The following is a 15,537-nucleotide window of genomic DNA, read 5'->3' as shown; positions in this document are numbered from 1 at the left end:
CGGATTTATTTTTCAAAATCGGCTCGTTCTGGTAAATCCCAAAGGTAGTATTACGAGGTCTCGCTAACAGGACAACTTCGAAAGACCTTTATAATAATTCCAACGATGGTGCCGAAGCGGGGACTCGAACCCCGACGGGCCTGCGCCCACTAGATCCTGAATCTAGCGCGTCTACCAATTCCGCCACTTCGGCATTCATAAACAGATCGATTTTTTGATTTTTACTACTCTATAACGGCAAAGCTGTCAAGAACCTTTACCTGCAGAACTTCTCGAGGTTTGTGCTCGCCATTAAATAGGCAATTTCCGCCGGACCTGCACTCTTACCGGAAAATAAATTGACGGACGATGGGCTTTATCCTAAAGATCGAGTTCGTAGAAAAATTTACTGCACCTGGGGGACTGGCTATGAACGAAAAGATTCGGATCCTTCTGGTAGAAGACTCTGCAATAACAAGAAAGATGGAAACCAAGGTCCTCAAAGAGCTCGGTTTCGATAACGTAATCGAGGCCGAGGACGGTCAGCAGGCCGTAGAAATTCTGCAGAAAGACCCTACCATCTCTCTGATTATAAGCGATTGGAATATGCCCAACATGGGGGGAATTGAACTTTTAAGATGGGTAAGGTCCCGGGAGCAATTTAAAGATCTTCCCTTTATCCTTGCAACCGGAAGGGCTCAGAAAAAGGAAGCCGCCGAGGCCGCCGAAGCCGGAGCCAGTAACATTATCACGAAGCCTTTTGCACCCGTAGAACTTAAGAAGGTCATTCAGGATACGCTGGCGGGACTGACCCTGCAGGCCAAATCCAGAGAGGAGCTGAAAAGGCGGGTTCCCCAAAGAGACGATTCAGGGAGAGTCGTTCTTTCTATTGCTCACATCCAGATCACCGACCATCTGACTCTGGGGGTTGCCAAGAATTTCATAGAAACCGGCAAGGTGACCCCAAAAAACTTTACGCTCCAGACCAGATGTATGACCAGTTGGAACCCCGTGCAGGAAGCCCTGGAACGTGCGGAAGTCGATGGCGCTTTTATCCTCGCCCCTATCGCAATGGACCTGTTCGCCTTCGGAGTTCCGCTTAAGATGATCTCCCTTGCCCACAAGAACGGCAGCATATGTGTCAGAAAAAAGACCTCCGTCACGGACCTGGGAAGCTTCTTCAGGGGAAAAACTTTTGTCATCCCCCACGAACTGTCGATCCACCACATGCTTTCTCACATGTTCATAACCGCCATGGGTCTGAAGCCCGGAATAGCCGGTGTCAGGGAAGGAGACTTTTACTACGAAGTCGTCCCTCCGATTCGCATGCCCGATTTTCTTAAAACCAACCCCATGGCAAGTGGTTTCATGGTGGCGGAACCTATAGGAACCAAGGCCATTGCTGAAGGTATAGCAGAACAACTTTTTCTTTCCGCAGAGCTCTGGCAAAACCACCCATGTTGCATAGTGGTCATGAGAGAAGAAGTAATCGAAGAACACGGGGAAGCCGTCGAAGAGTTCGTAAAGCTCCTGGTTCAGGCCGGCGAATTTATTTCGAAAAAGCCGGAGACGGCCGCAGAAATAGGGGTTGCCTTTCTGGACCCCAATCGGAACCTTGGTCTCAGGGTTCCCATTCTGAAAAACGTTTTAACAGAACCGCAGGGCATAAAAACCGACGACCTCATGCCCGATCATCAGTCACTCACCACAATGCAAAGATACATGCACGATAACATGGGCATCGGAACCCCGGTGGACCTGAATGCCTTCGTCATGGAAGAATTTATCGAAAGGGCCTGCAGAGAGCACACCGGGTATGTGCCCCGCTACCCTCAACTGCTCGATCCCCTCTCACTGATAGAAAAAATCAATCGCTCAATCCGTGAAGGAAGGGAATCCTCTAAAAGCAAGCTGGGACACGAAGGGAAATATCTCATATTCCTGATGAACGGGCAGTACTACGGCGTGGATGTCATGAATGTGAAAGAAATCGTCGGCATAATGCCTATAAGGAGTCTCATTCAGGCTCCTGATTACGTAAAAGGCATAATAAACCTCAGAGGAGCAATCATCCCTGTTGTGGACCTCAGAAGAAAACTCGGCCTGCCCGAAACCGAATATACGGAACGGACATGTATTATCATTCTTGAGGTTCCTCATGAAGGAAAAATACTGAAAGTCGGCGTCATCGTGGACACCGTTTCCCACGTGGAATCGATCAAGGCTCAGGACATCGAAGAAACCCCCGGAATAGGACTTTACGGCAACACAGGCTATCTCAGCGCCGTTGCAAAAACGGGAGAAAGCCTCAAACTTCTCCTAAGTGTCTCCGATCTTTTCGGAGAAGGAGAAATAGAAACTCTTTCCCGTGCTGCATAGACAAATGGGTTTTCTGCTGTTATTAATTCCAGGGCCCTTTACAGAAAAAGCCGGTACTTCATAGAATGAATCGGGAGCCATTTGCTTATGGAAATTGTGGAGGGTTTTGTCAGGGCCAGAAGGAAATTCAGAAATCCTGCCGTAACGATAGGAAACTTCGATGGAGTTCATAAAGGACACCAGGCTCTTATAGAACACGCCAGAAATTACGCCCGGGAAAAGGAAGGCGAAACCGTCGTAATCACCTTCAACCCTCATCCGGTAAAGGTTCTATGCCCCGACTGTAACCTGAAGTTTATCACTCCTCATCGCACAAAACTGGAGCTCCTTGAGCAATACGGCGTGGATGTAGTCTGGATTATCCCCTTCACCCGTGAATTCGCATCCCTTTCCGCCAGAGAGTTCGTCGAGCAGTGTTTGGTCGACTTCGTCGGCGTAAAGCATCTTGTAGTGGGTTACGATTATCACTTTGGTAAAGGCCGTGAAGGTAACATAATTCTTCTGGAAGAAATGGGGAAAACTCACGGTTTCACCGTTGAGGTTGTGCCGGAAGTTATAGTTTCGGGAATAGTTGTCAGTAGCACATCGATACGTAAGCTTATCCAGGAAGGACAGATGAAAACCGTTACAACCCTACTGGGGAGGCCTTATGAGATAAGAGGGCCCGTTGTCCACGGACGTGGACGGGGAGCACGTATGCTGGGTTTTCCCACCGCAAACGTTCGTATCGGAGACTACGTTCCTCCCAGAACGGGAGTTTACGCAACCCGTGTGACCGTGGACGGAATAAAGTACATGGGCGCCACGAACCTTGGCTACAATCCCACCTTTGGAGATACCGATTTATCCCTGGAAGTTCACATTCTGGATTTCGATCGGCATATCTACAACAAGGTAATAAAAGTCGAATTTATCGAATACATTCGAGGAGAAAAAAAGTTTTCGGGCATTGACGAACTGGCCGACCAGATCAGCAGAGACGTTGAATGCGTCAGGCAGTTGCTAAGCTGAAATCCGATTTTCACCGAAACAAACCATTTCAACTCTTTCTTCAAGAGCCGTTATTAAACGAGAAAGAGTTGACCTATCGATTGCAGAAATCAGTATCCCACCGTACCGATCCGCCACCGTTTTACCGAATTCCGGGGAAACCAGGTCCATCTTGTTGAAAACCAGCAATTCCGGTTTGGTGTGAAGATTGAGCTTCTTTAAAATGGCCCTGACCGCTTCAATGTGCTCCTCAAACCGGGGATTGCTGATATCAACTACATGTAGAAGCACATCGGCATCGTGAAGCTCTTCCAGAGTAGCTGCAAAGGCGTCCAGCAATTCTCGCGGCAGATCATGAATGAAACCCACGGTGTCCGTAACTATGACTTCAAAATCCCTGGGAAACCTGAGTCTTCTGCTGGTAGGGTCCAGGGTTGCAAAATACTGATCCGCTACGGGAACGTCACTTTTGGTGAGGGCATTCAAAAGAGTTGACTTGCCGGCATTCGTATAACCTACAATGGACACGACGGGTATCTCGTTCTTATTGCGCCTTCTGCGCCTTTCCTGTCTGTTCTTTCTTATGGCCTTGAGTTCGCGCTCAAGTTGAGCAAGCCGATCCTTAATACGCCTCCTGTCTATCTCCAGCTTTGTCTCACCGGGCCCCCTGGCTCCTATTCCTCCTGTAAGGCGGCTCAGGGCATCATCCCTCACGTTAAGTCTCGGCATAAGATATCTGAGTTGAGCCATTTCCACCTGAATCTTACCTTCACGGCTCTTGGCCCTCTGAGCAAATATATCCAGTATCAATTGCGTCCGATCGATTACCCTGAGTTCCGTCGTGTCCGTCAGAGCCCTGACCTGAGACGGGTTTAATTCTCTGTCGAAGATAAGAAGATCCACACCGTGCCTCAAGGCCTGGATCATTATTTCACCGAGTTTTCCCTTACCGATAAGATACTTGGGATTTATTTCTCTTACCCTCTGGACAACCCTGCCAACGACGTCAATACCCGCCGCTCTCGCCAGTTCTGCCATTTCATCAAGGGAAGCCTCTGCGCGCTCACGAGACCCATCGGTAACGCCGATCAGAAGAGCCCTGTCTCTACCGTCGCTGGTCGAAAAGAGCTGCCGATTCCTTTCAAGCTCTTCGTCAAGAGACCTTACGAGTTCTTCAAAGTCTACACTCTGCTGGGAACAGAGCATAGGGGGCAAAATCTCCCAGGCTCTATCCGTCTTTTCTCCTGCACCGGGCACCAGATGGGCCACATGAAGCCACGTGGCACCACCCTGGCGGTCCACCTGAACGGCCGCCACACAATCGAGCCTGAGAAAGACCAGATCCATAAGATCATCCTGCGTAAGAGGCTCCCCGTGGAGATGGGTGTGAACCAGCCGAAGCCCCCGTAATCGCCAGCGCGCTTCCCTTCCTTTGGGTAGCTCCGGAATATAAAGGGACCTTGCATCTCCCACCAGGACCATTTCAACGGTGCCGTCCCGGCCCAGAAGGCATCCCACCTGTCTTCCCGTCTCATGGGACCAACGTGCAAGATCCCTCGCAAGCTCAGGAGATACTATCTCCTTTGGAGAAACACGCCGCCGGTATAAATTTTCAATTCTCTTCCGCTGGGTACTTTTAAGTGCCGTTATGTTCCCGAATATTTTCTGTATAGCCTTCCACCTCCCGTTTTTTTCCAGATCCCAATCCTATTTAATTATTTCATGCAACGATCCAAGATCAACACAAAAGCCACACTACAAAACGGAAGAAAAAACGTGACGGCATATTTCACCGAATTCACCCAGATTTTTAACCACAGTGATCCCCGCGGCTTCCATGGCCTTAATCTTGGCCTGGGCCGTCCCACTTGACCCGCTTATAATGGCTCCGGCATGCCCCATTCGCCTTCCCGGCGGAGCCGTAAGTCCCGCAACAAAACCGACTACCGGTTTCGTCACGTGACTCTTTATGAATTCAGCAGCCTCTTCTTCGGCGGTACCCCCTATTTCACCCACCATCACAATGCCCCGCGTTTCAGGGTCGTCCTGAAAGGCCTTAAGGCAATCGATAAAACTGGTCCCGTTTACGGGGTCGCCTCCAATTCCCACGCACGTGCTCTGACCGATGCCCTGCTGGGTGAGCTGGTAAACCACTTCATAGGTAAGCGTTCCCGATCTGGAAACGACCCCTATGGAACCGGGCATATGAATGGGGCCGGGCATTATTCCGACCTTACATTGCCCGGGAGTAATTATACCCGGACAATTCGGCCCTATAAGCCTTGAACGAGAAGAACCGAGCACACTTTTCACCTTCATCATGTCAAGCACCGGAATTCCTTCGGTAATGGCAACGATGAGCGGAATCCCGGCGTCCACGGCTTCCAGTATTGCATCGGCCGCAAAAGCGGGAGGTACGAAAATCATCGAACAGTTAGCCCCCGTCTCCTTTACCGCTTCTTTGACGGTATTAAAAACGGGGATACCGTCCATCTCCTGTCCGCCTTTTCCTGGAGTTACACCGGCCACCACACGAGTCCCGTAGGCCACACACTGGCGCGTATGAAACTGCCCTTCTCGACCCGTTATTCCCTGAACCAGAAGCCGGGTATTCTTATCAACCCATATGCTCATGAAGCTTCCTCCTCTGATTTTACGGCTACTGACGTGCTATCTCGGCGACTTTGCCAACAGCATCCTTCAGATCCTTCGCAACCAGGAACTTGAGCCCTGATTTTTCCAGAATTTCTCTGCCTTTCTCAACATTGGTCCCTTCCATCCTGATGACCACCGGAACCCTGATATCCACCTTCTTTGCCGCCTCCACAATACCCTGAGCCAGAACATCACAGCGCAATATTCCACCGAATATATTAACGAAAACCCCCTTAACGCTGGGATCGCTCAGGATTATCCTGAAACCGTTCTCCACCATTTCGGCACTGGCCCCGCCGCCCACGTCCAGGAAATTAGCAGGCTCAGCTCCGGCAAGCTTTATGAGGTCCATTGTGGCCATGGCAAGGCCGGCGCCGTTTACCATGTTCCCAATGGTACCGTTCATTTTTATGTAGTTAAGATTGTACTTCGATGCTTCCAGTTCCAGAGGATCCTCTTCGTCAGGATCCCTGTAGCCCAGTATGTCCCTGTGGCGGAACAAGCCGTTATCGTCGAAATTCACCTTTGCATCCAAGGCAACAAGCCTGCCACCTTCCGTAACAACCAGAGGGTTAACTTCCACCAGAGAACAATCGTAATCCACGAAGAGCCTGTATAAATTTGTAACAAGAGAAACGAAGTCTCTGGCGAGATCCCCCGAGAGTCCCAGACCGTACGCGAGCTGCCGTGCGTGAAAAGGCTGCAATCCAAGGAGAGGATCCAGGTAAACAGAAACTATCTTTTCGGGATGCTTAGCCGCGACCTCTTCTATATCCATACCTCCCGCCGAACTTGCCATAACCACGAGCTTCCCGCTTTTCCTGTCGGGAAGCATCCCCAGATAAAGCTCTTTTTCAATGGGCAGGGCTTCTTCAACCAGAATTTTCTTGACAACCCGCCCTTCAGGACCGGTTTGATGGGTCACCAGGGTCATACCGATCATTTCACCGGCAAGCTTCCCGACCTCTTCCCGGGAATGAGCAAGCTTAACCCCGCCTCCTTTACCACGACCGCCCGCATGAATCTGAGCCTTTAAAACGACCGGGTAGGATCCCAACTGGACTGCCGCCTCCACGGCTTCCTCAACCGAAAAAGCCACGCGCCCTCTCGGCACGGGCACACCGTAACGTGCAAAAAGCTCCTTCGCCTGATATTCATGAATTTTCATGAGAAACTCCTCTGCCGGGTTAAACATTGACCGGAACGGAACAGGTGCCACAATTTTGCCTGCTCCGTTCAGTGTTGTCAAACAAAGAAGAGGCATTTTCAGTAAAACCAAACCATTAAGGCGAAAACTACATGGAAGCGGGCGGAAGTCCTCCGAGTCCTCTGACGAAAGCCCTCACGTTTTTACCCAGCACCTGATGGTTGTATCCCCCCTCAAGTATCCCGAAGCATCCGCAGCCCACTTCTCTGCTCCGCTCGAAAACCAGTTTTCCCATTGTGTAGTAGTCTTCCGTCGTAAGAAGTCCACCCCAGTCATCCACGTGGTTGTCGAAACCTGCGGAAACTCCGATGATGTCGGGTAAGGCGTTACTCAGAGCCTCTTCAACAGAAGCAATATATTTTCTGCGGTCCGTTGCTTCCGGGTTAAATATCGTGATGTTTTCACGGTTTCCCAGAATGTTAACGGTCCCATCGCCGTAATGAAGGTCAAAGTCCAGGATAAAGGCCGAGGAAATCTTTCGAGAAGATCTCAGGTATTCTATCGCCACGGCCATATTATTGAAGAAGCAAAAGCCCCAGGCACTGTCGGAAGAGGCGTGATGCCCCGGGGGACGGATGACTGCAAAACAGGGTTCTTTCAAGCCCGTTTCCGCGGCAATCATAGCACCCCCTGCAGCAAGGGCCGCTATGTTGTAAAGACCGTGATGGACAACGGACTGGATGTGCCTTTCCGTATGGACCCGCAGAAGATCGTCCCACCCGGCAGGATATGCCTCTATGATCTCAAAGTCTTCTTTCGAAAGCTCTTCAAGTATGGGTTCCAGGCGCCCCGGCGCCGCTGCCGGATCACGCGTATAAACCTGCAGAAAATCGGGATGATAAACAATCTTCATGATCCCTCCTTTCGTACCCGCTCCAGAATGCGCAAAATGTTTTCTCTGCAAATCATAAGTTTAACCCCATCATCTACCTTAAGCCCTGTAACCTTTCTGAGCTCTCCTACGGGGTCTCCAAAAGGGAAATCCGATCCGAATAATAGCTTTTCCGGCCCGTAGCGTGAAATAAAATCCTCTATAATCCATGAAGGCGCAAGGGCCGTATCGGCATAAACATTTTCAAGCTCCCAGAGCCCTTCGGCCTTGATTCTTTCATAACCTCCGTTAAGCATACCGCAATGAGGAATGATAACCGTAACGCCCGGGGCAAGATCTTTCACAAATCTGACGGTGTTGTGAAATTCCTCTTCCAGAACAACGGGCATCCTTCTGAGTCGAACCTCCTGAATAAACCTCAGGCACCGGGGATCATCGTAATTGTACCGGGGCTCTCCAGAGTGCCTATGCCACTTTACACCGTAGAATCCCTCGGAAAGGCGTTCATAGGCATAATCGTTCCACACAAAAAGGTAGGGGAAAACCTTGAAATCAAGGTTACCGGTAAGGCTCAAAAGGTAATCATGGGCGGCGTTGCGTCTACCCTGCCATTCCGAAGAATCGGTAAAATAAGGATCATAACGATTGTAGACCTCGATGACGGGAGGGAAAAAAACGGCACCGTCAATGCCACATCCCTTAACCAATCCGTAATAGGCTTCAAAGCTCTGATCGGGCTCTCCAATTCCCGAGCTCCCAACCAGACCGCAATGTACATGGGAATCTATGGCTTTCATTTCGGCTCTCCCGGGTTCCCCAAATTCAACCAGGCTTTAAGCCGTCGGACCAGTTGATTACGAAATAATACCCCGGTTTTTGATTCAAATCGACCTGAGTTCTTCAGTCAACGACCTTCTAAAAGTTCTCAAAGCAGAATACGGAAAAACCCGGCACACTAAAGGGGATCTTAAGTATCAAGGCGGGTAAGTTTAGCCGTTGACGGGAAAGCAAAATGGGGAGCCCCAAAGGCTCCCCATGCTGTTTCTAGCCGTCGATTATGGTCAAGGCTTCTTCTCTGTAAGCATCCATGACATAAGGAATGCCCGTTACTCTTGCGGCTTCTTCCGTCAGAGCTGCCAGGTCGCTTCTGGAAATAAGGTCTACACGCCACTTTCTTGCACCGGCCATCAGTTGCTGAAGTCCCACCCTGATTTTTTCCGTAACGCTGTATATGCCGATGGCACCCAGAGGCATCTTATCCACTTCGTTTCCGTATTTCGCCCTGAGTTCCTCGTAGCAGACGAAAATCTCCTCTTTGGTGCTTCCGTATTTGGCAACGGTGCTGGGAAGCTTGCCTTCGTCAAGCCATTTCTGGATGTTCTTACCCACCATGCCGGGTATCATGAGAGCCCTGCCCATGCAGACGGCTTTGCAGTAAGGAGCCCCCAGGGCGATGGCCTTGAAGACGTGATCTTCCGTGGAAAACCCACCGGCGAAGGCCAGGTCGGGCACGTAAGCGCCCTTTGCCGCAAGCCGACGGCAGAGTTCGTAGGCCATGGAGTGCAGGTAAATTGACGGGATTCCCCACTCACACATCATGCGCCAGGGGCTCATACCGGTTCCCCCGGGAGCGCCGTCTATGGTGAGGAGGTCAATCCTGGCATCGGATGCCCACCTGATGGCCATGGCCAGCTCTCTCATGGGATAAGCTCCCGTTTTGAGCGTGACTCTTTTCGCACCGAGCTTTCTCAACCGCTCCACTTCCTTCATAAAGCTTTCCTGATCCACAAACCCAAGCCTGGAATGACGCTCAAATTGTTTTACGGCCCCATCCCTGAAGGCGGCCTCAACAGCAGGGTTGTCCGGATCCGGAGTCACGATATAGCCCCTTTTCTTAAGTTCTCTGGCCCGTTCGATAGAATCGACCTTAATCTCACCGCCTATGGATTTTGCACCCTGCCCCCATTTCAGCTCGATGGTCTCAACACCCAACTTTTCGATAGCGTATTCGGCCACACCGAAGCGGGTGTCCTCTACGTTAAGCTGAACGAAAATATCACCGTATCCTTCATGATAACGCCGGTAGGTTTCCACCCTTCGGCGCATTTCGGGAGATTCTTTAACCCTGCCGCTGGAATCAAGCTCCAGTCCGGGATCAATGCCGCAGACGTTTTCTCCACACACTATGGTAATACCGCTTATGGCGGCACCAACGGCAAAATGTTCCCAGTTTTTCCTGGCTATGTCGGTACTTCCCAGGGCACCGGTGAAAATCGGAACCTTCATTTTAACCCTGTTTTTAAATCCAAAGGACGTTTCGGTATCAACTGCAGGAAAGGTGGCAACGTTAGGGTCGGGATCCACTCCGAAAGCTCCAACGGCATAACCCATGATGTTAAGGTGAGAATAATCCACGGGGTAGTCTTTGTCGGCTCCTGCGGTAATCTCCCCGAAGGGTTGCGGGTAAAGGAGTTCTCTACCTCTGAAGGTTGCGTTAAAAAGATCGCAGTTTCCAGCGCAGCCATCGATACACCGACTGCAGATGCCCGACTGGGGGGCAACATTACGGGAACGATTTTTTGTTCCAAGGGCTTCGTTGGCGTTTGGCCTGTGCAGGTTCATAAGGGACCTCCTTAGCATGTCGGCATTGTTCTTCCGGAATTAAATTGCCATAGGCATCAAAATGCCAATACCCGAATTTCACGAAAAGATCAAGCCGACACAAAGAAAATCTTCACCGTGGGGACCTCCATTTTTCCGGCATTTACGCCCGGGATATTGGCATAATTTCCGCAAAGGTTTACACAGGCTCAAGATAGTGGTATGTAGATGTTGAATTTTCCGTGATGTGTCGGCAGTGGTACCGTATTGATCACCATAAGCCGGCAATATTGCCGTTTACGGTCAGGAGGACACCATGAAAGAGGACATAAAGGTAAACTGCCTTCGAATTTTAAGAATCCTGTCTCAGGCTGATGAGCCTCTGTCCAGCCGGGAAATTGCAGAACGGCTGAGTACCAGGGGATATCCCATGAGCGAACGAACAGTACGATTGTATCTTGCAAGGCTCGATAAAGAGGGCTTCACGAAAAACCTCGGAAAGAAAGGCAGGTTAATCACTGAGCTCGGCAAAAAAGAAGTTGAAGAAAATTCCATTTTTGAGAAAGTAAGTCTGCTGTCGTCCAAAATCGACCGGCTAACCTACTTAATGACTTTCGATGTCCACTTTAAAACCGGAACCGTGGTCATAAACGTGAGCGTAATGCATCACGAAGTATTGAAACAGAACCTGGAGTACATCGAAGCGGTTTTTGAACGGGGCTACGGGATGGGACAACTGGTAACGGTCTTCAAAGCCGGTGAAACCATCGGGGGAATCACCGTGCCAAAAGATCATATTGCCGTTGGAACTGTGTGCTCGGTGACTCTTAACGGTGTTTTGCTACATCACGGGATACCGGTAACATCTCTATTCGGAGGATTGCTGGAGCTGAAAAGTCACAAACCCTACCGTTTCGCCGAGGTCATATACTACCAGGGAACGAGCATTGATCCCCTCGAAGTATTCATCCGCAGCAGGATGACCGACTACAGCGAAGCCATCTCATCGGGCAACGGAAAAATCGGAGCAGGTTTCAGAGAAATGCCGGCCGAAAGCAGAAGCCAGGTTATAGAGATAGCCCAGCGCCTTGAAAAGGTGGGACTTGGGGGCTTTATGCTTATAGGATGGCCCGACGAACCTCTGCTCGATATTCCCGTGCCGGCAGGACAGATCGGCTCCGTGGTAATAGGAGGTCTGAACCCCATAGCCATTGTGGAAGAAAAAGGCCATAGCGTTCATTCAAGGGCTCTCGCCGCCCTACTGGACTACGAGAGATTATTTCCGTACTACAAATTGAAAAAGTACATTTGACAGACTCTGACAGAGGGTTAGCTTGAATTACTTCACCGGGACAATTCGCACTTTTTTCCGGAGTTGTGGTACCCTTATCGGCGAATTCAGGGGAAGTCACGGCTTCGGCCTCAGTGCAGAACTGGCTTTCTGGTTTTTTTACTCCATCTTCCCCTTTCTCATCTTTTTGTTTTCTCTTGCCGGCTTTCTGCCGCCTTTTTCAGACCGGGCGAGAATTCTGCAACTTCTTCAGACCACATTACCTCCGCCTGCCTACGAACTTATCGGAAATACCGTTGTTAACATCCTCGTAAAACCCAAGGGTCTCATGGCCTTTGGTACGCTGCTCCTTGCCCTCTGGTCGGCCTCAAATGCAGTCCACAGCATGATGGGAACTTTGAACAGGATCTACGGGATAAAGGAAACGAGGCCCTACTGGAAGGTTAAACTCGTTGCCTTAACCCTTACGGTAACGCTGTGTAGCGTTCTTACCTTGACCTTTCTTCTTCTCGTAATCGGTCCGCTGATAACGGAAAAAATTATGGAAGCACTTAGATGGGGGAAATTCGTGGGGACCACCATAGCTACCGTAAGGTTCATCGTTTCCATCGTGGGTATGTACGTTGCTCTGCTTTTGATCTACCGGTTCGGCCCCGACATTCCCAGAAATACTGCCTATAATCTGCCCGGGACCGGGCTGGCTGTATTCGGCGGACTCCTAACCTCCCAGCTCTTCGGAATCTATTTAAAAAAGATAGCACCTTACAATAAGTTTTACGGAGCCCTGGGAACGGTTATTGCCTTCATGACCTGGTTATACCTGATAGGGGTTTTCATACTTCTGGGCGGTCAGTTAAACAGCCTCCTTTTCAGGAAATCCCCCGAATTCAGGGCCAGGCTTACAGAATGCAGACCCTACGACAATACTACCTGACACCTTTCTGACCAATCTCTTCTTCATACCATTTGACAAAGGCGAAAATAACCCTGGCCTTTGCTTCGCCTCTAATAAGCCCGTTTGCAAGGTCGAAGAGCTCTCTGTGATACGTCCTGGCAAGCTCCCCGATCTTGCTGGTTTCGTAAAATTTCACAAGCAAGCCGACAGCCTGCCTGGCAGGATCTGATACAAGCCTTTCCCGGGGATCCTTGGGCTCAACAAAGGGATCCCAGTTCTCATAGCCCATTTTCAGGATTCTCTGCTGTCCACGCTTCGACATGGACTCAAAAATTGCCCGCTTTCTTCTCTCGTACTCTTCCCTATCCACATCTTTAAGATCCACCATGGCCCCGTCCTCCCGGCTACACTTCGTAATCCCAGAACAGTTTCAATCTAATCTTTTTGAATTCTTTTTCGCTGAACAAAACATCATAGTCAAAGAGACCGACACTTTTTGAGAGCCTTTCCGCAAGCCTCCGACACTCCTCTTCCGTACGACCGTGAATCATGGCGTAGATATTATAAGGCCATTCCGGGGGATGTGCAGGCCTGTGGTAGCAATGGCTGACTTCCGGAAAGGTTGCCAGAATTCGCCCAACCCTGTCTATTTCGCCCTCCGGGCAGGACCATACAACCATGCCGTTGGCTTCAAAGCCGGCCCTTCGATGATTCAGGACGGCGGCATATCTCCTGATCCAGCTCTTTTCCAGCCATTCTCTGAGGATGGCGAGCAACTCCTGTTCTGTCATATCCAGCCTTTCTGCAGTCTCCATAAAGGGTCGCTTTACCTCCGGGAGATCCTCTTGCACTGCCCGCACTATACGAATGTTTTGATCGGTTCGGGGAAAGGAGCATTTCCGGTGCCCTGGCTGAAAGGACCTGCCGACCGTATCGGAAACGGGAGCATCACCTTCCTCGAGAACGTCCAGAATCACGGCAAGCTTATACTTCTTCAGGGCGGGCAGAATCAGATAGGGCCATCCACCGGCTTTTTCGGCTATTTCTGAAACCACCGAGGGAAGATCCTCACCGGGTGGAACGGCTATGGTAAACCAGATATTATACAGCCCGGGTCTAAGGTAGTTATGGCTTACGCCCGGATAGGCGTTTATTTCTCTCACCGCCGCCTCTATATACTTTTCTGGAACGGCCATTGCGACGAGAGAAGTAGAATAGCCCAGGGCCGTTGTATGAAAGATGGCGCTGATCTGTCGAACGATCCCGCAGCGTTTCAAGCTGCCGAGCCGACGCAGAACCTCATCCTCGTCTATACCGATCTCATCGCCAAGAATCTCATAAGGCCGGCTCTCAACGGGAAAGGCCTTTTGAATCCTGTCAAGTATAAGCCTGTCTATGCGATCCAGTGTCTCGACCGGGCTGGCAGGTTTGTCTTTCAACTTTTTTCTCCTTAACTTGGACCTGGCTTTATTTAAATACTGGTATTTTTATCACACCCAAGTATAAGAAAAACATCGAGAAATCCAAGCACCTGCGACAGTTGGTTTTTCTATTCCACTTTGCGGATTTAATCCAGGCTTTTGACAGGAAATCAGGATGGGGTCATGCTCCACAGGGCCAGAATCAGCGCACTCGACGGGGGTCTAAAATCGCCCTGCTTAAGGATTTTCCGATCTTCATTATTGCTGTACCGCCGGAGGAACTGTAAAAAACCCGAGGCGAATTTTATAGGCATTGTATTGTGCGGAGATCGGGTATGCATACGCCTGCATGGAAGATCTGTACCGTCGTTCTAACGGGTATTCTGGCCGTATCTTCGGCGTCTCTTTTCATAAGAATGGCCTCGGCACCTGCCTTAACGGTAGCGGTCTATCGAGTGGTTATTGCAACCACCCTGTTGTTAATCTCTCACTTCCTGCGCAAAGATCGGAAAAGGGAGACGAAAAAGGCACCCTTTCCGGTCATTGTCGGATCGGGTTTTTGTCTTGCGGCACACTTTGCTTTCTGGATAGCTTCTCTTGATCACACCTCCGTCGCCGTATCCGTGAGTCTGGCAAACACGAGCCCAATTTTTGTGGTGCTCATGTCAGTTTTCTTTCTTAAAGAAAAGCCGGGCCTAACCTTCTGGGTCGGTTTGCCGGCGGCCATTATAGGGAGTATCTGTCTCGTGCAATCCGGTACTTCCTACGAAAACGGCAATATTCTCGGTGCCGGCCTTGCTATTGCCGGGGCAATCACCCTCGCCGGGTACCTGTTAATGGGGCGCTATGCTTTGAAACGGATGCCTTTCCACAGCTATATACTTTACGTTTACGGTACGGCATCAATAGTGCTTTTGATACTTTGCGTTCTGCTAAGCACGCCTTTAAAAGGTTTTTCAGCGCAGACGTACTTATACCTCATCCTGATAGGGCTTATACCTCAGCTCATCGGTCATTCGGCTTTTAACTGGGCCCTGCAGCACCTACCCGCCTTCGTCGTTTCCGTATTGATTCTGGGCGAACCCATGGGTGCAACCATTCTTGCGCACCTATTCCTTGATGAAAAAATATCCTTCAGTCAGGCGGCAGGACTGGCAATTCTGGGTGCAGGGCTGGTAACATGCAGTCTATCGGCACCCACCCATTCCGTTGACAGGGAAATTCAAACCCAGTAGGTTGATCTCACAAAAGTTGTGAAACCTTCTAAAGAAACCGGAGGAGAAGCAC

13 protein-coding genes and 1 tRNA gene are annotated in these 15,537 nt (G+C 50.2%); 5 read left to right on the top strand and 9 right to left on the bottom strand.

Going from position 1 to position 15,537, the window contains the following annotated elements:
• Window positions 1–106: 106 nt before the first annotated feature.
• Window positions 107–193: transfer RNA gene (locus BM091_RS04480), tRNA-Leu, on the bottom strand.
• 215 nt (window positions 194–408) lie between these two features.
• On the opposite strand from BM091_RS04480, the gene BM091_RS04475 reads away from it, so the two are divergent.
• Together BM091_RS04475 and BM091_RS04470 are read left to right on the top strand one after the other, a co-directional pair.
• Window positions 409–2,358 (top strand): chemotaxis protein CheW, encoded by a 1,950-nt coding sequence (locus BM091_RS04475; RefSeq protein WP_093393802.1) that lies wholly within the window; start codon window positions 409–411, stop codon window positions 2,356–2,358.
• Between the two features lie 87 nt (window positions 2,359–2,445).
• The gene (locus tag BM091_RS04470; RefSeq protein WP_093393801.1) at window positions 2,446–3,369 is read left to right on the top strand and encodes a bifunctional riboflavin kinase/FAD synthetase; all 924 of its coding nucleotides are present in this window, start codon (window positions 2,446–2,448) and stop codon (window positions 3,367–3,369) included.
• On the opposite strand, the gene hflX is transcribed toward BM091_RS04470, so the two are convergent.
• The 6 genes from hflX to BM091_RS04440 all read right to left on the bottom strand — a co-directional run bounded on the left by hflX (window position 3,361) and on the right by BM091_RS04440 (window position 10,664).
• Window positions 3,361–4,866: a GTPase HflX gene (gene hflX / locus BM091_RS04465; protein WP_245735260.1), complete on the bottom strand. Its 1,506-nt coding sequence runs from the start codon at window positions 4,864–4,866 to the stop codon at window positions 3,361–3,363. The two genes, BM091_RS04470 and hflX, sit on opposite strands and share 9 nt — an antisense overlap.
• Before the next feature lie 237 nt (window positions 4,867–5,103).
• Window positions 5,104–5,982: a succinate--CoA ligase subunit alpha gene (gene sucD, locus BM091_RS04460; RefSeq protein WP_093393797.1), complete on the bottom strand. Its 879-nt coding sequence runs from the start codon at window positions 5,980–5,982 to the stop codon at window positions 5,104–5,106.
• Between the two features lie 25 nt (window positions 5,983–6,007).
• Window positions 6,008–7,171 (bottom strand): ADP-forming succinate--CoA ligase subunit beta, encoded by a 1,164-nt coding sequence (sucC, locus tag BM091_RS04455; RefSeq protein WP_093393796.1) that lies wholly within the window; start codon window positions 7,169–7,171, stop codon window positions 6,008–6,010.
• Window positions 7,172–7,298: 127 nt separating this feature from the next.
• The gene (locus BM091_RS04450; protein WP_093393794.1) at window positions 7,299–8,063 is read right to left on the bottom strand and encodes a histone deacetylase family protein; all 765 of its coding nucleotides are present in this window, start codon (window positions 8,061–8,063) and stop codon (window positions 7,299–7,301) included.
• Window positions 8,060–8,839 carry an amidohydrolase family protein gene (locus BM091_RS04445; protein WP_093393793.1) on the bottom strand — a complete coding sequence of 260 codons (780 nt, stop codon included), beginning with the start codon at window positions 8,837–8,839 and terminating at the stop codon, window positions 8,060–8,062. The genes BM091_RS04450 and BM091_RS04445 overlap by 4 nt, the downstream gene beginning before the upstream one ends.
• 247 nt (window positions 8,840–9,086) lie before the next feature.
• Entirely contained in the window at window positions 9,087–10,664 is a 1,578-nt protein-coding gene (locus BM091_RS04440; protein ID WP_093393792.1) for an FMN-binding glutamate synthase family protein, read from the bottom strand.
• Window positions 10,665–10,959: 295 nt separating this feature from the next.
• On the opposite strand from BM091_RS04440, the gene BM091_RS04435 reads away from it, so the two are divergent.
• Window positions 10,960–11,955, top strand: a complete 996-nt coding sequence (locus BM091_RS04435) for a DUF128 domain-containing protein (RefSeq protein ID WP_093393790.1) — start codon at window positions 10,960–10,962, stop codon at window positions 11,953–11,955.
• Window positions 11,956–11,977: 22 nt separating this feature from the next.
• Entirely contained in the window at window positions 11,978–12,868 is an 891-nt protein-coding gene (locus BM091_RS04430) for a YihY/virulence factor BrkB family protein (protein WP_093393789.1), read from the top strand.
• Here BM091_RS04430 and BM091_RS04425 read toward each other — a convergent pair.
• Window positions 12,861–13,217: a hypothetical protein gene (locus BM091_RS04425; protein ID WP_093393787.1), complete on the bottom strand. Its 357-nt coding sequence runs from the start codon at window positions 13,215–13,217 to the stop codon at window positions 12,861–12,863. The genes BM091_RS04430 and BM091_RS04425 overlap by 8 nt on opposite strands.
• Before the next feature lie 16 nt (window positions 13,218–13,233).
• Window positions 13,234–14,268 carry a siroheme decarboxylase subunit beta gene (ahbB, locus tag BM091_RS04420; protein ID WP_093393786.1) on the bottom strand — a complete coding sequence of 345 codons (1,035 nt, stop codon included), beginning with the start codon at window positions 14,266–14,268 and terminating at the stop codon, window positions 13,234–13,236.
• Window positions 14,269–14,585: 317 nt separating this feature from the next.
• Here ahbB and BM091_RS04415 point away from each other — a divergent pair, with 317 nt between their 5' ends.
• A complete protein-coding gene (locus BM091_RS04415; protein ID WP_093393784.1) occupies window positions 14,586–15,485 on the top strand; it encodes a DMT family transporter in 900 nt (299 codons plus the stop codon).
• Window positions 15,486–15,537: the final 52 nt, after the last annotated feature.

Origin of the sequence: Thermodesulforhabdus norvegica (assembly GCF_900114975.1) — a bacterium.
In the GTDB taxonomy this organism is placed as follows: domain Bacteria; phylum Desulfobacterota; class Syntrophobacteria; order Syntrophobacterales; family Thermodesulforhabdaceae; genus Thermodesulforhabdus; species Thermodesulforhabdus norvegica.
Note: the sequence above shows the minus strand (reverse complement) of the source record. Positions and strands in the feature narration are given on the sequence as shown.